Below are 21,598 nucleotides of genomic sequence, written 5' to 3'. Positions count from 1 at the left end.
TTCATTGGTAAGAGATATATCTACTAACTAGGTAGATTGACTTTTCTTCGGAACTACGCCGATAATTTGGTTATTTTCTTGGTATATCTGAACTTCGACATCAAAAACGTCTTTAATTTTTTCGGTAGTAATAATATCTTCAGGTGTGCCAATACCTACAATCTGGCCATTTTTTAACATTGCTATTTTAGTTGCATATTGTGCTGCAAGGCATAAATCGTGGATAGTAGCAATAATAGTTATGCCTTGATCAGTAAGAGAACGCATTACATTTAGAATTTGTAATTGGTATTTTATATCTAAGTAGGATGTTGGTTCATCAAGAATCAGAACTTGCGGCTCTTGTGCTAATGCCATTGCTAACCAAACTCTTTGCCTTTCGCCACTACTCAAATTAAAAATAGAGGTCTGTGCAAAGTGCTCTACGTGTGCTTTTTTCATGCTAGTGTTCACAATTTTTGCATCTTGTTGTGGGGTTGTTGTGAAAGCTATTCTTCCCATTGACACAACTTGCTGAACCGTGTAATTGAAGCCAATATTAATTTGCGGCTCTAGTGCACTAAGATATTGCGCTACTTCGCGCGCAGACATACTGACTAAATCTTTTAATCCTAGATAGACTTTTTGTTTCTCGATCTTTTTTAATCCTGAGATACAACGAAGTAGTGTTGTTTTTCCCGAGCCATTTGCCCCGACAATTACAAACATTTCTCGACGCTCTATTTTGAGTGAAATATCTTTGAGAATAGGCTTGTTTTGATAACTGAAGCTTAAATTTTCTATGCGAATATTCATCATAAAATACTACCCACTGTTTTTTTATGGTGAATGAGTAAATACAAAAAGAAAGGTGCCCCGAAAATAGCGGTAATAATGCCAATAGGGATTTCGACAGGAGCAGCAATTGTTCGCGACAAGATATCGCAAAATACCAAAAAAATCGCTCCCATAAAACCTGAAGCAATAAGTAATTTCTTGTGGCTTGATCCAAACAGTAGGCGCGAAGTATGGGGAATAATAATCCCCACAAAGCCAATTGTTCCAGAAACGCAAACAACAGCGGCAGTTAGTATTGTTGCTAATAAAAGAAGCAGTTTTTTAATAAACGCGGGATTCACTCCTAGGTGAAAAGCCATATCATCTCCTAAGGATAAAGCATCAAGCTGTTTACTTAAAAAATTTGCAATTATAACAACGATCGCCAAAAGTATTGATAAATAGAAAATCCATAGCCACCGGCTATTTGCCAAACTTCCCATAATCCAAAACATAATATGGCGTAACTGCTCGTCTTCTGAGATAAAAATGAAAAAAGTAGTGATAGAAGAAAACATTGCCCCCATAGCAACACCAGATAAAATGAGTGTTACATTGGAAAAACTTCCCCATTGTGATTGAGCAATCAAGTAGGTAATTGCCACAGAAAAAATCGCTCCCAAAAAAGCACCTATTGGCATCATTAGCGACAATGAAAAACCAAGAACAATCATCATTGTTGCGCCTGCCGTTGCTCCACTAGCAATGCCAAGTAAATAAGGATCGGCAAGTGGATTGCGAAAAATTCCTTGCATAATCGTTCCACAAAAAGCCAAAGAAAATCCAACTAATGCTGCTAGTATTGCTCGTGGTAAACGTATGTGTAGTAATATGAAAACATCACTCGCTTCTAATGGAACATTGGTAATTTGAAGCAAGTTAGTCATGGCAAACATTTGTTTTTGTAATGGGATATGTACACTACCTACTATTGTTGCAAAGCTTATTGATAAAACTAAAAAAACAGCCAAAAATAGAAATAAAAATTTACGCGATTTCATTTATTGCTTTCTAACAGTGAATTTAAAAACACTTACGTGTTTTTAAAAGCTTATATTTACCCACACTAAAGAGAAGGTGTTTGCTGAACTTTCTTTTGGAGTTTAGGATGCGCCGACATTTAGGTTTTGCATAATGTGAATTGTTTTAGGAAATAGTAGGGCGTGTCATCATTCAATACAGATAAAAATATAACGGATTCATTTAATGATACGCCGGTAGTATTGAGCCCGAGCCCGTTTGCGAGCCCGCGCCCGAAAACTTTTTGAGAGCGACAGAAAGTGATTTATTGGTTCAATACTAGTTTTTTGCGATGGAAAAAGAAACTTTGCTTCTTTGATAAATTGTTAGTGAAAGTTTCGGAAACGGGCTCGCAAACGGGCTCGGGCTCGAAAAAACACACAATATTTTGAATGATGACACGCCCTAGTTTTGAGGTTAAAATTATGCTCTGTAATTGAAAAAATAACGAAACTAATCTCTAAAAGCTAAATTATAAGGAAGATAAATCTGAACGCTCTCTAACATAATAGCATAAAAACAACGATTTGTGCTACTTGAAAACAGACTTCAAGTAGCTTTTAACATCTAAGTTGTTCGAGCGTAATAAAGAAAAGTACGTAATTTTATTTCACCGTCTTTATCATAGTTTTTTTCTAAAGTAAATTCTTTTTCTTTGTTTATTTGGAAATCAAAATCACTAACACATACCTTTTGCCAGTTATTTTTAGTTGTAGGTTTTAATTGCAATCCATTAGGGCTAGTACGCAAAAATACGAGACAATCGCTAACCATAACGAGGAAAAGGTTATCTCAGTGCCACTATAAATATTGTGTATGGCGACAGCTATAGTAAAAAAAAGAAAAGCGTATAAGCATAAAATCTTTAACCAGGATGAAGCAACTTTAAATTCTAACTTGTTGTTGCAAATGTAGAATGTTTTATTTCTTTTATATGCATCATTTATCATGACAATTAAATTATCTGTAGTATAATCCATAAATTCTCCCTAACAATTGAATTAGAATTGAATTTATACTACCCTAAAAAATGCTATTTTAAACTCGTAGCAAATTATTCATTTTATGAAAAAAACGATTCTCTTTTATATCGATAGTTGCAACAGTGATATTTTTTTAATTTTATTTTATGGAGTAAAAATGACAAAAAAGAAAAGTGCTGCATTTGGTTATTTTTTGGGAAAGATTAGAGAAAATATTGCAAAAAAAGAGAAAAAAAGCAAAATCACGACCACAGAAATGGCAAAAAAAGTAGGGTTTTCCCAAACTCATTGGTTTCGCGCAGAAAAACAAGGCTATATACTAAGCCAAGACAAGATCAATCAAATTATATCTAGCTTAGATTTAGATCCTATTACAGCCAAAATTCTTTTGGCACATGGTGGCTACTCCAATCGCAACATCTCTTTGTTAGGAAATGCGCATCATAGTCTCGCTAGCACACAAAAAGTGATGTATGAGATGTTTTATCAACGGAAGAATATTGGTATTATGAAAAGTTTGGTAATTTCGTGGTTAGACCCAGAAATTGAAATACCAGAGTACACTAAATATCTTTGTTCTAAATGGCAAAATGAGCAACATAGATTTTCCACCAATGAAATAGAAAAATTCATAGAAGCGCGAAAACAAAGAAAACAAACCTATCTCGATGCAAGAATTACATCGCAATTTATTATTTTAGACACAATCCTTGAAAAGAGTGTGATGATTCCATCAAGTATATTAACTAAGCAAATAGAACACATTATAGAGTTCATGAAAAATCATAATTTTATTGAAATTCGCATATTACAACCCGGACCAACTTGCCCACATCCAGCAACTAATTTTCGATTGTACGCTAACAACTACTTATGGTTAGGATATATGTATTATGGAGAAGTTGTTTGTGGAGAAATGGATCCGCAAATGTTACGTCACTTCGACACGGTTTTTTGTGATTACTGGAACCGTGCTCTAAACAAAGAAAAAACAATACAATATTTGTGTAATTTACTCAAAAAAACAAAGAAGTGAACACAATTGGACAAAATCTTCCGGTAGCTAAGTGGTAGAACCGTTGTCCGAATTAACAATAGTGGAGAACTGCATTTCTAACTTTTCTAAAGATTTCATAACTTAGATACCAACTAAAGTTTTGCTCCTCTTATAATTCCGGGATCTTCTCCTGCAAGCTGATTCAGAGGGCCTTCCCTCATCTTTTATACAGCACTTTTATCATATTTCAATATGATAAAGTTCATCGCACACGTCTGGCATTGAATTATTCTATTGGTCTGTCACTCTTTAAACGAAATTCATTAATAAGTTTGACAAGTACGATAAGACATCACCAATGGCATATTTGACAGTTAGGGAGCCATTTTTTGATCTGTTTTCTGTCTTGCTGTTTCATGTAATTGTGATACATAAACAGACGAGTAAGAGCTTTTAGTTGAGAGATCTCTTCTGGGAGCTCTTTTATCCTATTGTCATTGATAACTAAACAAGTAAGAGAATTTAGTTGAGCGATCTCTGTTGGCAGTTCTATTACTTTATTTTTGCTAAGATCTAGGTGAATGAGAGCTTTTAGCTCAGTGATCTCTATTGGTAGTTCTATTAGTTTATTTCTGCTAAAAACTAGGTGAGTAAGGGCTTTTAGTTTGAATACCCAGCTAGGTATTTCATCTAGTTGCATATCTTCCAAATCAATAATTAATTTTCCCCAAAAAACACAATTATGAAAATCACAATTTGTTAACATTCCAAAGGTAACATCGGTTTCAAAACTACAGTTATAAAATCTCACGCAATCAAACGTATACTTCTTATCTTCGTTTAAATAGAAAGTACAGTCGCTGTAACAGGTATCATTTGCAATATATTTTGGTAACTCTCTTTTTATATGTTGCTTATAGTGAATAACTGGTTTGCGATCATATTGTACAGAATTGCGTTGAGGTATATTGCATTTTTTTTGACATTCCTTTCTATCAAAAATAGAAGTAACGAAAAATAAAATAGATAGACACAGTATAGTTATTGATAAATGAAGATACACAGAGAAAAACACTAGAATTTTACTTCTTTGAGGTTTCATAACATGTGGATTTATATAGAACAGAATAAGGGATAAAAACCCCAGTACCAAAAAAGATAGAAAGAGTTTTGTTCGCTCAGAATTAGACATATATACCTCTAAGTAGAAAAAATAAAATGGGTAAAATTAGATATTCAGAAATATATACCTTAAGAAAAATGAATATAGATACTAGTCAAGAAACTATTATCAGTAATTCTAACTCTTATTATCGTTGAAGACCTGTTAAAGCCAAATAACGAAGACATTGCAAACCATATTATATTAATCAGAATTCCCGAAAACAAAAATATAAGAGATGTAGTAGATTGCTCTTCATTTAATGAGCTATATGTATTTTGTCCATAGAGATGTAAACTAAAAATAATAATAGCAAACAAAATGCTTACATAAAAAACAGCGTTTTTATGATTCTATAATTCAATGCCAGACTCGTAAATAATTCAATGCCAGACTCACAATAACTCACGAACATCGGGTATATAACTACGCAAACTCCACATTGCAGCGACTGATAGAAGTAAGACAAAATGGAGCAATACGATAACCCACCATTTACGTAGATGTTTTGTGTTGTAATTGCTTACATATGATTGGGATTTACCTTCCAATGCAGGCTTCGCTGTAGGTTGAAGGGCTTCAATCCAATTGTTTTTTGTGTTGTTGGTATCAACTTTATCAGCGTACAAATGACTTGTCGACTCAAATGCCTCTGGAAATGCGTTTTCCAAAATCCAACGATTGATTACAACACGTTGATTATTGGTGATGTTACCTTTGTTAATCCATTTTTGCATTTGTATCGGTAATTCATCCCAATTGCTCCCATCCCAATTGCTCTCTGGCTCATCCCAATTGCTCTCTGGCTCATCCCATTTTTGATTTGAGTTACCCCAATGCTTCCATAGATCCTCTGTTGGTAGTATTTGGTTTAGATTATAGGCTAGAATTTGTTTTTGGGGATTTTGTGTATTTAGGGTTTCATTTGCAGATAGCGAGATAAGAGGCTTTTGTTGTTTCATTTCATAAACCTTATTTGAAGGAGAGCTCATATATAAAACTTCTGTTCTTTTGGTTAATGACGTTTGCGTTACAACGAATTTAGCAACCGTCTAAGAGCTTTAATATAAAAAGATTGTCTGTATCCAATGTGTTTTTATGTAAACAACTATTTCACATAGATATTATAATTATAATAGTCTTGAGTAAAAGACTTTATTTTTATCTCTCTTATACACACCACAAAACCTGGAGATTTCTTATGTACTATTTGTCTTCTTTCTCCTATCTAGGCTTGTTATCATCGGCTTGATCTACAAACGTAAATCTACTCCTCCAATAAATTTGTTTCGTAGCACATAGAAAATTTACTCAACACCAAAACATAGTTATATTCCAATGTCGATTTCGATTTCTCAATGCTCTATAAAGATTTAAATTTTCAAAACTATATTCAAAATCTAAATAAACCTCCAAAATCTTCCGCAATACTAACAAGAGAAGGCTAAGAATAGCATTTTAGTTTATGAGTGAAAAAACCATGGTCAAGATAAATTTTCTGTAAAAATTATCGAGTCAAAGTAATAAATTCTAGGCAACTTTGTGTATGTCAAGTTTTTAGTGATTGAATTCCATTGTGATATCCTATAAATTGAATTTCATTAAAACTAATGGATATCTTATTTGACATAGCAGTAAATTGACCAGTTTAGTGCTGTGTATCTTGAAGAATGACGAAAATTATTTTGCAAAATATGAATATATTGCGGGTAGAATCCCTAATTGTAGGAATAACAAATGAACAGAGATAAGATTTTTGTATCTTTTTATCAAGAGTCAGGTGACAAATTACTGGCTGCTTGCGAAATACCAACAGGTGAGTTGCCTGATACATTTGCTGTTGATACGCAAATGCACGTGGGAGGTCAGAGTTTTAAAGTAATTGATGCCAAACCAAAGGAAAAGAGTGATTTTTTAAAGAGCGGTAAGTTGGAAATTTTTCTAGAGGATGAAGAAACTAAAGTAGCGCTTAAGAAGAAAAATTATTCCTTGCCTACCATTAACAACAAAGTAACTCCTGGTGAAAAAGTACAGAACCCAGGAGATGTATTTTTTATTGCTGAAAGTGATGTAAGGCAAGTTGAGTTCGTTTCTATGTCGTTCGCGCGTGAAATTAATACAGAACTTTTAGCTATAGGTAATATCTATGATAAACAAGATAAAGAAGGGAAGTTTGAAAATATTCACTCGCGTAAGTTAATCGAATCTCCTTTGGAAACATCTCGTTTATCCGTTGATAATATCCAAGAAATCTTTCAAGTGCAAAAACGCTATGATAGTGTCGGATACAATGAGAGTAAGAGAGTTATTGCAAATAGTTTTGCATTTTTAACTATTGATAGCCTCATTTTGTGGGGTGAAATAGTTCAAGATAACATTGCTTTTTTAAACTTAGTTCGCCAAAAAAACACCAAAGACTGCGTTTGTGAAAAAATGGATCGCTTTTTAATAGAAAATAACTTATACCTAGTTGACTGGAAAAACCTTACCATTGTCGGCGAAAATCGCAATTCTTTTCAGAGCTTATTGACAGTACCTCAATCTAAAAATGCTACATAGTGTAAAAAGAATAGCCACTTTAAATGGCTATTCTTTTGTAAATCTACTGACCGGTAATTAATAAGAGCGCTTTTTTAGCTGCTTGACGCATCTGGTAACTCTCTTTATAATCATTAGCAATAATGACTAGTGGTGTTACTCCGCGCTTTGCTTTAGCTTTTCCTAAACCTTTGATTGCCCAAATTCTGCTTTTCCACTGTGTATCTGCAAGTGCATTTAAATATAAAGAAACCGTTTGATAATTTTGGCATCCTATTTTTGCAAGAGCTTGCAAACATGCTCCACGAGCACCTTGTTTTTTCTTAGCTTCCGCCACTAATGTATTTTCAATGTCACTGGTGTTCTTACCAATTTCACCTAAAGCTAGTGCCATTTCAAAGCGAGTACTATAGTTGGTTTCTCTTTGCATCGATTGCACTAGTGTAGGAACTGCAGGTTCGGCAATTTCCCCCATAACTCCAAACGCTATTGCTGCCATTTCGCGTAAGCGCCAGTCGTTATGGGTAAGTAAATTGATCATGTCTGCTATAGCATCCTGCCCAATATGTCCCGCCGCTTTTCCACAATAAAATCGAGTATTTTCTTCATCAGTTGCGGCTGCTATAATCAGCGGCTGAATGGCTTCTGTTCCCATACCCGCAATGCTTTTCGCTACATGCCTCCTTACATCTTGATAAGAATCGTTTAAAGAAGCTATGAGATCTTGCAAGTATTTTGTGTCAGTAATTTTTATATGGAAAATTGCTTTGGCAGCTCCTGCACGAACCGTATCTTCTTTGTCATGATTTAACAATGTCATGAGATGTGGAATAGCCTCTGTTGCTTTTGTACCCATTTGGGCGAGGGTGTATGTTGTGGTACGTCTGACATGCTGATCATCACTTTTTAAAAGAGGTATTAAGCTTGATACAGAAGTGGCCAAGGGACCATATTCCTGCATTTTATTTGTTGCCCAAGTTTTTATATTATTGTCTTCGTCTTGAAGCAAGCGCGTTACTGAAGATACTGCTTTGGAAGATGGTGTTTCATTGGCATACATATTCGCTAAAGCCCAACAACACGCATCGCGAACAGTTTCGTCATCGTGAGCAGTCTTTTCAAGTAATTCTTTCTTCAATTTGAAAGCTTTCATTTTTCCTATCACAAGTGCACAGCCTGCTTGCGCTTGCGAAGAATCATTGCGTAGGTGTGATACAATAATTTCCAACAAGTATTCGTTTTTTTGTACGAGAGTAACTACTGCATTAATCGCCGATTGTTGTAGTTGGGAGTTGTGGTGAGTAAGACTTTTCATGATCGCTGGTAGAATAGTTTGACTTCGTAATTGTTGCCACTTACTTTTACTTTTGGCTAGTTCTCCAGCATAGCGATGTTTAGGACCTAGTATAGACAAGCAAAAAACAGCTTGGGTGCGTTTGCTAATATCACTGCTATTTGCATAATTCACGAGTGGTGCAATAGCTCCGTCTCCCATTTTACGGTACAATATTGTGTGCGCAATTTTTTGTAAATTTTGATTTGGATGATGAACTACCGACATAATCTCAGAAATACTCGCTGGCGAAATTTCAATCTCGTTTATCAATTTTGTGGCGCTACGACGTAGAGAATTATTTTGATCAGCAACGGCCGCCAACAGTGAACCAAAGGCTTTCTCTTTCATATTTATTAATGCCTGTCGCGATTTGGTACGCGTTTTGTAATCAACGCTATCCAAATTTTCGATTAATTTGCGAATGTTTTGCGGAGAAGAATCGGAATACATTTGTTCTTTTTGGAAAATGTTTAGAGTTTCTTGTGCGACTTTCTGCACTTGAGCATTTGAATCCGAAAGCAGGTTTTCTACTTTTGATTTACTTTGCACCGCAACCAAGATACCTAGTAGCTGGCAAGAATACCAACGAACCTGTGAGTGAGAGTTTTGTAATCCTGTAGTTAATGCAGGAATGGCATCTGCTCCAAAAGTCAATAAGGCACTAGTTACTTTTTTTGTGACATATGGTTTAGGATGATCTAGAGCTTGCACTAAGAATGGTAAAAGCGGTAAACCAGCTTTGCCCATTCTTTGTGCATCCCTCGCGCCGTACACTCTGTCACTATAATTAGAACTAAGCAAACGTTTGGCGATTGGTTGCAGATTTTTTGAAAGGCTTTGAATCTTCAAATTAGACTCCAAACTCTCCTCTTTCTTGTCTGCACTTTGCGTTGTTTTTTGTTTTTGTGTTTTTAGGGTTTGTTTGTTTGCTGCAACTTTAACTTTTTTTCGCGGTACATTTCGCGGCTGTGGTATTTTACTTAGCGCAAATTTAGCGCCATTGCGAATTGTCACATTCGAATGGTTTAAAGCTTGCCTCAAAGATGGCGTTGCTGACTGTCCAATGTTGATTAGGGAATAGACAACGTATAAATATACTTGTTGGTTGGGTATTTGTAGTGCTGCAATTAACGATGGCACTGCCTTTTCTTTCATTTTGACAAGTTGCATTAGGGCTTTGTCTCGCACTTTTTTGTCCGGAGAATAAAACTTTTCGATAAATTGATTTACTTGTGGAGAAATTTGTTGCGAAATTTCACTATGTATTTTTTGTTGTTTTGCTTTTTCGTTTAATACATATTTCGCTCCCGATTGAACACGTGGGTGCGGTGATTTAAGCGCCAATTCCAAGTCCGATTTTTTTCCTACTTGTAAGAGAGCTGTAACACAATAAGAATAAACATTTTTGTTATTGATTTTCAATGCCGCAATTAACGAGGGGCTGGCTGAAGAACCAATACCCAAAATCTTAGCCAAAGCAGCGTTGCGAATTTTTTGATTACTTGAATAAAACTGATTTACCAATACTTTTACCTTGGGCTCAATTATGTTAAACTCTTGTGCACCTAGAAAAATAATACAAAGAAGTATAAGCAGTATGTGCTTTCTCATTTTTTTGTCCTTTGATGTTGGTTTGAATTGTTGTAAATGATTTGCCTTATACTTCGCGCTACATAGGCAGAAGTTTCAAAAAAAATGAGATTTTGCAAAAAAATTTGAATATTTTTGTCTTCAAGGATCGAATAATGAGTGACACAAGTTTAGATTATGTAAATGCTACTGATGAAAAGTTAGTTGAAATCTACTGTAGTGGACTAAACCAGAAACAATTCGCTTTTTCAGAGTTGGTAAAGCGTTATCAGAGCTTACTTTTTGCTCGATCTTTTCGATATTTACAAAGTGTAGAAGAAGCAGAGGAAGTTGTTCAAAATACCTGGCTAGGTGTTATTAAAACATTGCAATCCCATTTTTCTCCAGAAAATAGTTCGTTTCGTCGTTGGCTATATGGTGTATTAAAAAATAAATTGATTGATTATATGCGCCGTCGAAAAAATATTGTTGCATTTAACAATTTACAAATACCTACCACACAAAACTTTGTTTGCGAAAGCGATGTAAAAAAAGTAATAGAGCTTTGCATTGATAAATTTCCTGAAAAGTATAGAACGCTTCTTACAGTGTTAGTTGCTCATCGCAGGGAATCTTTACAGGCAGTAGCAAAAATACTAGAAGAGACAACTTTACTAGAGCTTGCCGAACGTATTCGTAAGCCACTATTAGAGTTACAACAAGACATTCTTGCTATGACAGGAGAAAACATCGTAAACAATACGCTAAAAACGAGAAGATACCGAGCAATGGAGTTTTTGCAACATTGTTTAGAAAAGAATGGAGTTACAATCGAATGAAAAAATGCGATCAGTTGCTAGAAATATTTCAGCAACGAAATGTTGATCTTGTGGAGAAAACATTTCAACAAGATTGGCGTGACCATATTCGTTTATGCTTGCATTGTCGTGAGTTATTTGAAGATAATATTAGCCAAATGTTCGATAATAAACAAATCGCTAGTATATTCACACAATTCAATGAACAAATTTTTTTACATGTCGAAAAACAAATTTTATCGCCATTCGTAAAACAAAAACAGTTGTGGAATGTCGAAACTTCCACGGCAAAATCTATCGAACTTTTAACAAAAGCAAATAACATCGTATTGCGCGAAGATTTACCTGTTGCAGCTGGTAGTCCTGGCGAGTTAGGTAACATTCCTGGTAGCATTATGGGTTTACCTGATGACACGTATATTATTTGCCAACGTTTAGCGCAAGGGTACGAAATTCACGTCGAAAGTGCGATACCTGTTAGATTAACGATGGTTTTCTATCGCGATTCTGAAGAATTGGTTAATATCAATGTTAGCGAACAATTTCTTCAAGATCTAATTCCATTTGAACAAATTGATAGCTGGACTCATTTTGAAGTGTTGAGACATTAGGATTCTGTATGAATATCCAAATAGGTTACCCATATGCTGCAAGCAATTTTGAAACGACAAAAGATTCTGTTGTGATTTTACAGCCAACTAAATATTGTGGCTTTCATAGTGTTGTCGTAAACGGAGTTGAGCATAAGTTGTCAGTAACTGATGCTGGCCCTAAGATTCTAAATCGCGTTGTTGACCGAGGAGTTGTTGGTACTCTAATCGAGTCGCCAGACGAGCGCCGAAGTATAGCGCAACATGGACAAATTATTGGACAAGGCACTTCAATGCAATTAGCAATTGCTTTAAGTGTTTTCACTAAAAAAATATGCGATGGACCAATTATTCTTTTTAGTGGTGCTATTGAACTTCCTACAGGAGCTCCACCATTTGTTGATGCACAAATACGCACCTATTGTTCTAGTAAAATTGCAGAACAAGGGCTTGTCGCAAAATATCGGGCAGCAAAAATGGCAAAAGCTCATGCGTTGGTATTGCCACAGCGCGATGCCAAAATTATATCTTCAGCATTAAATATTGAATATCAACCACTCAAGTATTTATCTGTAGCTATTAAAGAAAATAGATTATCTCCTGCTATCATTGGTGTCAAAAGTAACGAATTACCTACAATGGCTAATTTGTTAGGTATTAGTAGTTTTTATTACAAAAAAAAGAGTAAAAAATTGAGTATCGTTGCGACAATACTCATTGTTGTTCTACTAGCTTTTTGGCTGGGACTCAACCAAGTGTATGCAGCAAAAATAGACCAAAAACAACGTGAAAAATTTGCAGATAAAATAAGTACAATGCTCATTAGTTTTGAGGACGATGCCAAATGGCGCCAACAGATAAAACAACTAGCAAACACTTTTATTGTTGATGAAAAAATTATTGGTGAGCTGTTACTGTCTTCTGATTCCAGAAAACAGTGGATTGCAATACATCTTATCCACGAAAAAAATATACAAAGCACGTATATTATCCAAATATTGCAAAAATATCTATTTACGCAAAGACCATTTCACGATTTGGCTTTAAAAATCCTTGCTGATAGCGAGTCACCAGAATTTCTGCAATTATTAAATAAACAAAATAAATTAGCTGGGTATATTGCCATTAAAGCATCGCAATATTTGTTATCGTATACTAAAAATTTTACACTTGCCGAAAAACAAATGTTAATAGAACAGCTACTTAGTTCTAAAGTAGATAGTAATATCAAAAGAAATATATGTAAAAGACTTCTAAAGAGTTCTTTTAGAGGTGTTCCCAAAAATATTGCACAATTGATAGAGGTTACTGATCACGATCAGCTTGAAGAAATGTTTGAACTTATTACTCATGTAGCTCATGATGTAGGCACACATATACAAGAATACTTGCGCAAAACTACTCAGCCTCAAGCACTTGAAAATTGGCTGCGAATATTGGAAATTGTAGATGCTAGCTCTTCTTGTGATTTATCCCTATTAACGCGGTTGTATTCTTCTAATCCACAACTCCTTAGTTATTTTTTGAACAAATATAAAGGTCAAGTATTTTTAAAAGCTGTAGATATCTTAAATCAAAAAAACTCTCGTGCACATGTTCTGATCCAGAGTCTTGCTCTTTCTGATTTAGATTGGATAAACGCAAGCGAAATTTTCGTTAATTCGGTTCATAATTTGATTATTGAAGATAACTACCACTCTCGTAAAAAATTTGCTGTTTGCGTGTTAAGTAAGATTGCACAGTACAACGATAGAGCTTTACATTTTTTGATAAACTGTTTAGATAATAAAAATTTAGGTAAATATACTACCGAACTTTTAGGTGCGGGTAATTTTGATTTAAGCAAAGTGAAAAAGCAATTATTAGAAGTGACGCAACGCAGAAATTACGATAGTAATATTTTGAAAGTCATAAGTAAATTGGGCACACAAGCGAAAAGTATTGTGCCTGCACTGATAAAGAAATTAATCGTGTCTCCTGGAAAAAACGATGCAATTCGTTTTTGCATTTTAGCTATTGGAGATGTAGAACAAATCGCCTCTAGTTTAAAAAAATCGCAAAATGCAATTGAAAAACGAATTCTAATTGAACTGTTGCTCTCATTTGAGAGCGATAAAACGCAAAATTTTGTTGAATTAGTGCGCAAATTTACTTTCAGTTTTAATAAAAAATTGAAAACTGTTGCATGGATATTTCTTGCCAAACACAATTCTTCACTTATACCACAAATACATGAAAAATATCTAGAATCGCGATTGAATAGTATAAAGCGCTATATTGCCATAGGGCTTAGCTATTTACCTTGTCACGAAAATATACAATTTTTTATAAAGATATTAAAACAAAGTAACAGAAGTAAAAATCAAGCCTTACTGGCTTTCGGTAAGTGGGGGACTTATTCTACTACAGCGCTACCTGATATCATTAAACTTTACCCTTCAAATGACTATTCTCTCAATAGGCAGATTGTAACGACAATTAGTCAAGTATCTTCTGATGCGAAATATCTAAATCTGTTATTGAAAAAACTAAAACCAAATCACCAGCACTTTCGTTCTCAAATTTTCGAAGCTATTATGTTTAAAGATAAAGCTGCTGTTCTTCAAAGTAAAGAACTCCAACAAATATTCACTGATTATTTTCGGCGAGATCGCCACAAGATTATGTCAATGTTAAATAAAAAAGATCGTAAATTTACTCCCCTTATTCTCTCGTGTATGAAAATGCACTATCCACACCAAATGATAAAATCTATATCATTTATGAGGCAAATGAAAATAGAGAATGTTTTGCTAGAAGAGCTGCAAAAAACAGAAAGTAGTAAGCTGCATATACTTTATATATTGCAAAATACACTGTGGAAACTAACGCAAGAAGACAAGAAAGTTTTACAACAAATATCTATAAAAAATGATAGTTGGTTGGTACGAGCGCATGCAAGAAAACTGTTTTTAAAATAACAAATTATTTGGCACTTAGCGTCAAATCAGCGTAGTGGACAATTGAATATTGTCGCTGGTCGAGAATTAGACTTAACGTTTAAGGTTCGGTCTACTTGCAAGCCCGAGAACGCATCACAATATTTTTAGCGGTACTGTCATTCTCGTGCACTAAATGATAATATGTCCTAGTTAAGAAAAATACGATAGTCCGCGTTTTTGTAAAAACAGTTGTTCTTCTTTTGTTGATGTACGTCCTAAAATTACATTGCGATGTGGAAAACGCCCAAAGCGCTTAATAATATCGCAATGTGCCGCAGCATAATCATAAAAAGCATATATCTGTTCGCGTATTTTACTATGAGACTCTTCAACAAGTTTACGATAGTAAACAACACTTTTTTCCTGCAAATCTAAATTTTCGCTGTGCTGCAAAGGCATATATAAAAAAGCCTTTTCCACTGTCAAAAGCTGTTGCTTTTTTGGTAAAGTTTGTAAGCACAATTCAACACAGTAAGTGTCTTCAGCATAAGCTTCTGGTTTTTGGCGAAACATGTGACGCGAAAATTGATCGAGAACAATAATTATCGCTAACATACCACGTACATCTTCTTGCCAACTACCTAACTGCCTCTTCTGCGCAAGTTCCCAAATTTCACGAAAATTTTCACTAATATATTTATCAACTTCTACATCTTTGCGGTACCAAATTTTTGCTTTGCGAGCAGGAAAAAAATCATTGTTTTTTAGATTACCAAACCAATAATCAAGTATTTGTGTATAATTCATTTTATGCACCTATGAGGGGAAAATTATGCAACAAAGTTCTACAGTACAGCGCTCAAATTACATTGTTATTTCTGGTTGTTCTGGCGGAGGAAAATCTTCACTGATTGCAGCACTAGCACAGCGCAATTTTTCAGTGATGCCTGAGCCAGGACGTTTAATAGTCAAAGAACAGATGAAAAAAAACTCTACAGCACTTCCGTGGATTAATATACAACAATTTCGTAATCTTGCCTTAGCAAAATCTATCGAAAATTTTCGCAATGCTTCAAACCAATTGACTTTTTTTGATCGAAGTATTATTGATTCAATACCAGCAAGTGGTTCTCATAATAAGTTCTATAACGCAGCTCACAAGTTTCGTTACAATTCAAATGTGTTTTTTGCGCCACCGTGGCCAGAAATATATAAAAATGACGCTGAGCGCAAACATTCTCTCGAAGAAGCGATTAGCGAATTTGATCATTTAGTTGATATCTATAAAAAATATAACTATAGAATCACTTTTCTCCCTAGAATATCAATTGTTTCTAGAGTAGAATTTGTATTACAGCGCATTCCGTCTTATTAACTTCAGGTCACTATTGTCTAACTTTAAACTAGAAAGCAAAACATGATTCTTGGGTTAAAATCAAAGTTAAGCATCACTGTTTTTATTATTTTTACTTCTATTGCTATACTATATAAAGAAGAAAGTCCAATGCAACTATTGTTCGAAGAATTAGTTGGAATGGATCGCATTGCTTCGATAGTAGCACAAGAAAAACTCAATTTTCTTTCTACCACAGAGAAAAAAGAATTTGCAACTATTCTTTTACAAGAAGCGCAAAAAAAAGACAGTTTAGGACGCTTGGTGTTTTTAAAACTATTGCAGAAATACAAATTAGTAGAAGGCAAGAGCAAAGAACTGGTCGAACCTCTTCTGATGTGTACAAGTAACGATAAATTTACCACAATCGTAAAACAAATTTTGTATCCGATAATGATAAAAACAACACAACAAAGTATTCTCAGTGCCTACTACAAAAAAATCATTTCTTTTAAATTAGCAGTAAATTTGTTGCAAAACAATAAGGACTCGATGATTACACTAGTTAGAGATCGGTGGAACACAACACAACAAAAAGTAAATATCTCACAATTATTTCTCGACAAAAAACAAATCTACCTTGAGCATCTATTTTTGAAGTACTGTGCAACAACGCTACAAAAAAAACAAGTATGTGCAATTTTTTTAGAATCTCTACAGAAAAAAGATTTGGGCAAAAATAAAGCGATTCTTGAAATATTCGGCCACATAATTAATGATGATGCGCTTCCACAGTTATTGACTATTGTCAAAAGAAATCTTCGCAATAAAACACTGCTTGCTAGTACAGTTCAATGTTGTGCTATTTTGGGGAATAAAGCTCACAATGCGGCGTTTTTACTAAGAAATTTAGTAAATGATAAAGAAATACACAACCTACAAATTATAAAAAACGCGCTGTTAACTCTTTTACAAATCGAAAAACATCGCTCATTTGCGATAAAATATCTTATTGAAAAAATACGCGAAAATAATATTTACATGAATTTATTGTTGGACCAAAATACTGAAGACAATCGCATAGAAGATGCCTGTGTAAATTGGTTAAAAATCGCAAAAGAAAAAGTGCCACTGCGAATTATCAAATTTCTATCAAAAAAACAAAATAAACGCGCACTGCTAATATTTATAGAGATAGCGGACAAATTAATTTTTATTGAAAATAAGTATTATCCATGTAAAGAAACATTGTTGGCGTTGAGTAAATATAAAAATGAAAACCGGCGTGTTATCGAAAAATTTATGCAATATTTAAATGAAATTCGCGTACGACCAATTCTTAAATGTCATATTATTTCTCATATCCGTAACATGGGTGTTATTGCCCAAGTATCGATCCCTACTCTTGAAAAATTACACGTCGAGAGTGTAGACCCCAGAGTTTTATTGCAAACGAAAATAACATTAAAAAAATTAAAAGAATATTAACAGGAGAATCAAATGCGTATTTTTGTTACAGGTGCTTCTGGCTTTGTTGGTAAAGCGGTAAGCAAAACGTTGGTGAAAAATCACGAAATTTGGGCAATGGCTCGTTCTCAGCAGAGCAAAGACATTGTGGAATCCATAGGAGCAAAGGCTATCGAGTGTCAACTTGGGAATGTTACTTGCGAAAATTTACAAAGTTGTGATGTCGTTATTCATTGTGCTGCTTTTGTGGAAGAATGGGGAAGTGAGGAGCAATTTTGGGAAACAAATGTTATTGGAACACAGCAATTAATAGATATAGCAAAAGAAGCTGGTGTAAAGAGATTCATTCATATTAGTACTGAAGCTGTTTTGTTTTATGGACAGCATATGCGTGATGTCGATGAAAGCTATCCTTACCCTAAAACAACCCCCATTTTATACTCTCGTACAAAAGCTGCTGCCGAAAAAAGAGTTATGGAAGAAAACAACGATTTTTTTACAACAATAGTTTTGCGCCCGCGTTTTATTTGGGGGCCAGAAGATAAAACCATTGTTCCTAAGATAAAAGAGATGGTAGAGCAAGGCAAATTTGTATGGGTTGGAGGAGGGTATTACCAGACATCAACTGTTTACATTGATAATCTCGTTCACGCAATAACATTAGCTTTAACAGGCGGACAAGGTGGAAAGGCCTACTTTATTACTGACAATGAAAACCAGGATATGCGCGATTTTTTAAGTAAAATGTTGAAAACCCAAGGAGTAGTTTTACCAGCGAAATCGGTGCCCCGCTGGTTAGCAAGATTAGCTGCGCAGATGACAGAATTTATATGGAGAACACTCGCTATAAAAAAGCAACCTCCTCTTACAAGACACGCTGTTTACGTAATGTCGAGTGATTGTACTCTAAAAATTGATCGCGCACAACAGGATTTAGGCTACACTCCTATTGTTTCTGTATCTCAAGGGCTTAAATCCATGGAAAAGCTTTAACCTGAACTAGATTTCCGAGAAAGAAAGGGTATAAATTTGGAAGGCCAACATCTACTTTTAATTTTCGCGATTAGTATTTTAGCGCTTGCACGCGTACGTTCTTTGAAAATTCTAAATTTTCCACAACTGCCACAATCACTTTTTTTTCGAGCTAGAGATAAATATTTCCAAGCTTATTTGTCACTTTCAATAGGAACAGCACTTCCCTTAATTTTGGGATATTTTTTACCTCGCACTAGTGTATTTGCATACTTTTTATTTACATGCGTAACATTTGGACTAATCTTGACTATTTTTTTTCATAGACAAGCTTTACGAATAGATAGTGAGAAAATATTGTATTCGGCTATTATCGGAAGAAAAAGAAAATAGTCACAAAAGCAACATAACCATTATTGGGAGAATTTAATGTTTGACCCAACAAAAGAGAATAAGCCTCAAAAATGGGAGGAATTACAAAGAATTTTACGAACTGTACGTCCGGTAAAAACTGCATTTCTCTACCATTTAGCGCAACGAGAATTGTTATCTACTGAAGCTTTGGAAGAGTCTTTACGCATATCAAAAGTAATTCCTGATCGCAAAGGTTGGCAAGATTTTATTAGCAAAACGTTTTTGTTATTGGGAATTACCTTGCTACTTTGTGGAATTATATTTTTCTTTGCTTACAACTGGGCAAGTCTTCATAAGTTTGCAAAATTAGCAATAACACAAACTATCCTTTTTACTTTTGCCGCAGTTGCAATGATCAAAGGGTTTGACCATATTGTTGGCAAAAGCTCTCTACTCGGCGCATGCGTTATGATAGGACCAACGTTAGGAGTATACGGAACAATTTATCAAACAGGGGCTGACACTTATGAATTATTTCTGGGATGGTCTGTGTTAATGGCTGGTTGGGTTGCTATTAGCAAATTTGCAGGTTTATGGTTTACGTGGTTTGTGCTCATCAACATTTCTGTATTTCTTTATTGCGAACAAGTTTATGGTCGTACATTTCTTCTTAAAGAAGACTTTTATCTCGTGTTCTTTACCATCAATTTTACCGCTGTTGCTCTATGGGAGTATTTTTACCATAAAAAAATAGAATGGTTGCAAAATCGTTTTTTTCCAAGAGCAATAAATATATTAATCTACTCTATTTTATTACCTCCCATTATTGTTGTAATTTTTGATTCTAAAGGTCTGTCACTAGTACCTGTTATATACATTTTCTATGTTGCTGGAGTGTTTTGGTTTTACCAAAAACAAATACGCGATTTATTTATGTTGACTATTAATTGCTTGAGTCTCATTGTTGTATTTAGTTGTATGTTTGGCAATGAAGTGGTCGATGGACCTGGAACCATGATTCCTATGAGTTTGTTTATTATGGGAATTACCGCTACTGCAGGTTATTGGTTAAATAAGGTAGGAAAAGCATGGAACAATTGACATTGGAAAAAATATCCGAACAGCTATTAGCTGAAGGATTTATTAGTGCTGAACAACAGCAGGAAATCTTATCGTCGATGAAGCCCCAAAGTGTAACTCCGTGGTACATTCACGCTCTTATCGCAGTTGCTGCGTGGTTCTCGACTGTATTACTGATTATTTTTTTATTTCTAACATTATTTCAAAACGTTGAAGATACAGTACTGATACTAGGTATTCTAACATGTACGATTGCGGTTATTTTGAACAAACAAAAAAAAGATTCTATGTTTTTTAATCAAGTGTCGTTAGTGCTCAATATGACCGGGCAATTTTTAGTAATGGTGGGTGTTGGTATTATGTTTCGCGATATAAATCCAGAAATTGCTATTGGTACTTCTATCATTGTGTTGCAAATTACTATGTGCTATTTCTATAGGCATGCAGTGCAGTATTTTATGATGCCGATATTTATATCATGTGCCACATTTTTCCTATTATCAGGTTCAAATTCTAGGTTCTGGAATCAAAGCCCAGAAGCAATGCAAATAGTCATAGCGATGTTGACTGTAGCAACAGGTTATTCATGGTATAAACAATCTTCTTTTGGTAAATACCGTTTTTTTCATTACTCTTTATACGGCATGGCTTTGTCACTTCTTGGAATGGTTAGCGTTTCAGCATTTCCAGAATTATACGATGTTAATATGTGGTGGGTCTCAGGAGTAGTTCTTACACTAGCACTGTTATTATTGGAAATTACATTGCTTGAAAACTTAGCTTCTACAGCAATTGGTATTTTTATTGTGATTGTGAGCTTATTGTTTTGTGTTTTAATGATCAATTCTCCTGCATTGATTGCGGGGATATTTGTTTTAGTGCTTGGATTCTATCGTGGTGATAAGTTATTAATGCTAGTTTCGTGTTTGTATTTTGCTGGTTTTTTATTCTTTTTCTATTACAGTTTAGAGACAACTTTACTAAATAAGTCTCTTGTATTAATGGGTAGTGGTGCTTTGCTCGCTATTCTGAGTATTGTAGTAGATCGTTTTGAGTTAGAGGTCAAAAATGCGTAAAATCATATTTATTATCACCACTGTCATCATTTTTGTTACTCTCAATGTTCTGATATACAAAAAAGAAATGACATTAAAAGAAGGTAAGACTGTTTTCTTAGATCTTGCTCCTACTGATCCGCGCTCTTTGATACAAGGAGACTATATGATACTGAGATATCGTTTATCCCAAGAAATAGCAATGCTAAAACCTAAAAATAGCGGCTATGTTGTACTCAATGAGCTTGAAAAAGATTTAGATAGCAGCAATGTAGAGCCAAGACAAGGCCCGGCAGCTTATTTGCAATTGGCAAGCGGTAGAATTAAGGGACTTGTTCCTGTTCGTCTATATGATGGCGAAGTATTAACCAAAAACGAATATCTACTAAAATACCACTATCGAAATAACAGAGTCCAAATTAGCGCAGGAAAAACAGATGCTTACTTTTTTCAAGAAGGGCATGCCAAATATTATGAGCGGGCTCGTTATGGCTTTATTAAATTGGCAAAATCAGGAGAAGCGGTTCTATACAAATTGTATGACAATAAATTTAAAGTAATAGAACCTTTGGAAAAATAATAGCATT

Annotated in this window: 18 protein-coding genes; 11 read left to right on the top strand and 7 right to left on the bottom strand. The window is 34.6% G+C overall.

The annotated features are described in order from the left end of the window. Positions 1-27: 27 nt before the first annotated feature. From UABHE_RS22400 to UABHE_RS22390, 3 genes are all read right to left on the bottom strand, one after another. Positions 28-798: an ABC transporter ATP-binding protein gene (locus tag UABHE_RS22400; RefSeq protein WP_372365524.1), complete on the bottom strand. Its 771-nt coding sequence runs from the start codon at positions 796-798 to the stop codon at positions 28-30. Then, on the bottom strand, positions 795-1,817 hold the full coding sequence (locus UABHE_RS22395; RefSeq protein WP_372365523.1) for a FecCD family ABC transporter permease: 1,023 nt from the start codon (positions 1,815-1,817) through the stop codon (positions 795-797). Before UABHE_RS22395 ends, UABHE_RS22400 begins: the two co-directional genes overlap by 4 nt. A 586-nt stretch (positions 1,818-2,403) precedes the next feature. Beyond that, complete coding sequence (locus tag UABHE_RS22390) at positions 2,404-2,610, bottom strand: hypothetical protein (RefSeq protein WP_372365522.1); 207 nt, start codon at positions 2,608-2,610, stop codon at positions 2,404-2,406. Positions 2,611-2,976: 366 nt separating this feature from the next. On the opposite strand from UABHE_RS22390, the gene UABHE_RS22385 reads away from it, so the two are divergent. Next, complete coding sequence (locus UABHE_RS22385; protein WP_372365521.1) at positions 2,977-3,855, top strand: Scr1 family TA system antitoxin-like transcriptional regulator; 879 nt, start codon at positions 2,977-2,979, stop codon at positions 3,853-3,855. A gap of 313 nt (positions 3,856-4,168) precedes the next feature. Here UABHE_RS22385 and UABHE_RS22380 read toward each other — a convergent pair whose 3' ends face one another. Beyond that, on the bottom strand, positions 4,169-5,008 hold the full coding sequence (locus UABHE_RS22380) for a leucine-rich repeat domain-containing protein (protein WP_372365520.1): 840 nt from the start codon (positions 5,006-5,008) through the stop codon (positions 4,169-4,171). A 365-nt stretch (positions 5,009-5,373) separates the two neighbouring features. Next, positions 5,374-5,940 (bottom strand): hypothetical protein, encoded by a 567-nt coding sequence (locus tag UABHE_RS22375; protein ID WP_372365519.1) that lies wholly within the window; start codon positions 5,938-5,940, stop codon positions 5,374-5,376. 775 nt (positions 5,941-6,715) lie between these two features. On the opposite strand from UABHE_RS22375, the gene UABHE_RS22370 reads away from it, so the two are divergent. Further along, entirely contained in the window at positions 6,716-7,537 is an 822-nt protein-coding gene (locus UABHE_RS22370; protein WP_372365518.1) for a hypothetical protein, read from the top strand. Positions 7,538-7,580: 43 nt separating this feature from the next. Here UABHE_RS22370 and UABHE_RS22365 read toward each other — a convergent pair whose 3' ends face one another. Then, on the bottom strand, positions 7,581-10,463 hold the full coding sequence (locus tag UABHE_RS22365) for a HEAT repeat domain-containing protein (protein WP_372365517.1): 2,883 nt from the start codon (positions 10,461-10,463) through the stop codon (positions 7,581-7,583). Between the two features lie 134 nt (positions 10,464-10,597). On the opposite strand from UABHE_RS22365, the gene UABHE_RS22360 reads away from it, so the two are divergent. From UABHE_RS22360 to UABHE_RS22350, 3 genes are read left to right on the top strand one after another with little or no spacing between them, the layout of a single operon-like run. After that, positions 10,598-11,260 (top strand): RNA polymerase sigma factor, encoded by a 663-nt coding sequence (locus UABHE_RS22360; protein WP_372365516.1) that lies wholly within the window; start codon positions 10,598-10,600, stop codon positions 11,258-11,260. Then, on the top strand, positions 11,257-11,850 hold the full coding sequence (locus UABHE_RS22355) for a hypothetical protein (protein ID WP_372365515.1): 594 nt from the start codon (positions 11,257-11,259) through the stop codon (positions 11,848-11,850). The genes UABHE_RS22360 and UABHE_RS22355 overlap by 4 nt, the downstream gene beginning before the upstream one ends. 8 nt (positions 11,851-11,858) lie before the next feature. Beyond that, positions 11,859-14,789 carry a hypothetical protein gene (locus UABHE_RS22350; protein ID WP_372365514.1) on the top strand — a complete coding sequence of 977 codons (2,931 nt, stop codon included), beginning with the start codon at positions 11,859-11,861 and terminating at the stop codon, positions 14,787-14,789. 171 nt (positions 14,790-14,960) lie between these two features. On the opposite strand, the gene UABHE_RS22345 is transcribed toward UABHE_RS22350, so the two are convergent. Next, the gene (locus UABHE_RS22345; protein WP_372365513.1) at positions 14,961-15,557 is read right to left on the bottom strand and encodes a DUF924 family protein; all 597 of its coding nucleotides are present in this window, start codon (positions 15,555-15,557) and stop codon (positions 14,961-14,963) included. A 25-nt stretch (positions 15,558-15,582) separates the two neighbouring features. Here UABHE_RS22345 and UABHE_RS22340 point away from each other — a divergent pair, with 25 nt between their 5' ends. From UABHE_RS22340 to UABHE_RS22315, 6 genes are all read left to right on the top strand, one after another. Beyond that, positions 15,583-16,125 (top strand): AAA family ATPase, encoded by a 543-nt coding sequence (locus UABHE_RS22340; protein ID WP_372365512.1) that lies wholly within the window; start codon positions 15,583-15,585, stop codon positions 16,123-16,125. 42 nt (positions 16,126-16,167) lie between these two features. Then, entirely contained in the window at positions 16,168-17,571 is a 1,404-nt protein-coding gene (locus UABHE_RS22335; protein ID WP_372365511.1) for a hypothetical protein, read from the top strand. Between the two features lie 12 nt (positions 17,572-17,583). Further along, a complete protein-coding gene (locus tag UABHE_RS22330) occupies positions 17,584-18,543 on the top strand; it encodes an NAD-dependent epimerase/dehydratase family protein (RefSeq protein WP_372365510.1) in 960 nt (319 codons plus the stop codon). A gap of 408 nt (positions 18,544-18,951) precedes the next feature. Further along, positions 18,952-19,977 (top strand): DUF2157 domain-containing protein, encoded by a 1,026-nt coding sequence (locus UABHE_RS22325; RefSeq protein ID WP_372365509.1) that lies wholly within the window; start codon positions 18,952-18,954, stop codon positions 19,975-19,977. Next, the gene (locus UABHE_RS22320; RefSeq protein ID WP_372365508.1) at positions 19,965-21,032 is read left to right on the top strand and encodes a DUF4401 domain-containing protein; all 1,068 of its coding nucleotides are present in this window, start codon (positions 19,965-19,967) and stop codon (positions 21,030-21,032) included. Before UABHE_RS22325 ends, UABHE_RS22320 begins: the two co-directional genes overlap by 13 nt. Then, complete coding sequence (locus UABHE_RS22315) at positions 21,025-21,591, top strand: GDYXXLXY domain-containing protein (RefSeq protein WP_372365507.1); 567 nt, start codon at positions 21,025-21,027, stop codon at positions 21,589-21,591. The genes UABHE_RS22320 and UABHE_RS22315 overlap by 8 nt, the downstream gene beginning before the upstream one ends. The last annotated feature ends 7 nt before the right edge of the window (positions 21,592-21,598 follow it).

The organism is Candidatus Uabimicrobium helgolandensis, assembly GCF_041508025.1.
GTDB classification, from domain to species: domain Bacteria; phylum Planctomycetota; class Uabimicrobiia; order Uabimicrobiales; family Uabimicrobiaceae; genus Uabimicrobium; species Uabimicrobium helgolandensis.
This window is presented reverse-complemented; position numbering and strand designations above follow the sequence as displayed.

Bases quoted from the DNA above. Each gene is read 5' to 3' on its own strand.
- UABHE_RS22330 (WP_372365510.1), top strand. From the start codon at position 17,584: ATGCGTATTTTTGTTACAGGTGCTTCTGGCTTTGTTGGTAAAGCGGTA.
- UABHE_RS22400 (WP_372365524.1), bottom strand. From the start codon at position 798: ATGATGAATATTCGCATAGAAAATTTAAGCTTCAGTTATCAAAACAAG.
- UABHE_RS22345 (WP_372365513.1), bottom strand. From the start codon at position 15,557: ATGAATTATACACAAATACTTGATTATTGGTTTGGTAATCTAAAAAAC.
- UABHE_RS22350 (WP_372365514.1), top strand. From the start codon at position 11,859: ATGAATATCCAAATAGGTTACCCATATGCTGCAAGCAATTTTGAAACG.
- UABHE_RS22355 (WP_372365515.1), top strand. From the start codon at position 11,257: ATGAAAAAATGCGATCAGTTGCTAGAAATATTTCAGCAACGAAATGTT.
- UABHE_RS22390 (WP_372365522.1), bottom strand. From the start codon at position 2,610: ATGGTTAGCGATTGTCTCGTATTTTTGCGTACTAGCCCTAATGGATTG.
- UABHE_RS22335 (WP_372365511.1), top strand. From the start codon at position 16,168: ATGATTCTTGGGTTAAAATCAAAGTTAAGCATCACTGTTTTTATTATT.
- UABHE_RS22340 (WP_372365512.1), top strand. From the start codon at position 15,583: ATGCAACAAAGTTCTACAGTACAGCGCTCAAATTACATTGTTATTTCT.
- UABHE_RS22395 (WP_372365523.1), bottom strand. From the start codon at position 1,817: ATGAAATCGCGTAAATTTTTATTTCTATTTTTGGCTGTTTTTTTAGTT.
- UABHE_RS22385 (WP_372365521.1), top strand. From the start codon at position 2,977: ATGACAAAAAAGAAAAGTGCTGCATTTGGTTATTTTTTGGGAAAGATT.
- UABHE_RS22370 (WP_372365518.1), top strand. From the start codon at position 6,716: ATGAACAGAGATAAGATTTTTGTATCTTTTTATCAAGAGTCAGGTGAC.
- UABHE_RS22320 (WP_372365508.1), top strand. From the start codon at position 19,965: ATGGAACAATTGACATTGGAAAAAATATCCGAACAGCTATTAGCTGAA.
- UABHE_RS22365 (WP_372365517.1), bottom strand. From the start codon at position 10,463: ATGAGAAAGCACATACTGCTTATACTTCTTTGTATTATTTTTCTAGGT.
- UABHE_RS22360 (WP_372365516.1), top strand. From the start codon at position 10,598: ATGAGTGACACAAGTTTAGATTATGTAAATGCTACTGATGAAAAGTTA.
- UABHE_RS22375 (WP_372365519.1), bottom strand. From the start codon at position 5,940: ATGAAACAACAAAAGCCTCTTATCTCGCTATCTGCAAATGAAACCCTA.
- UABHE_RS22380 (WP_372365520.1), bottom strand. From the start codon at position 5,008: ATGTCTAATTCTGAGCGAACAAAACTCTTTCTATCTTTTTTGGTACTG.
- UABHE_RS22325 (WP_372365509.1), top strand. From the start codon at position 18,952: ATGTTTGACCCAACAAAAGAGAATAAGCCTCAAAAATGGGAGGAATTA.
- UABHE_RS22315 (WP_372365507.1), top strand. From the start codon at position 21,025: ATGCGTAAAATCATATTTATTATCACCACTGTCATCATTTTTGTTACT.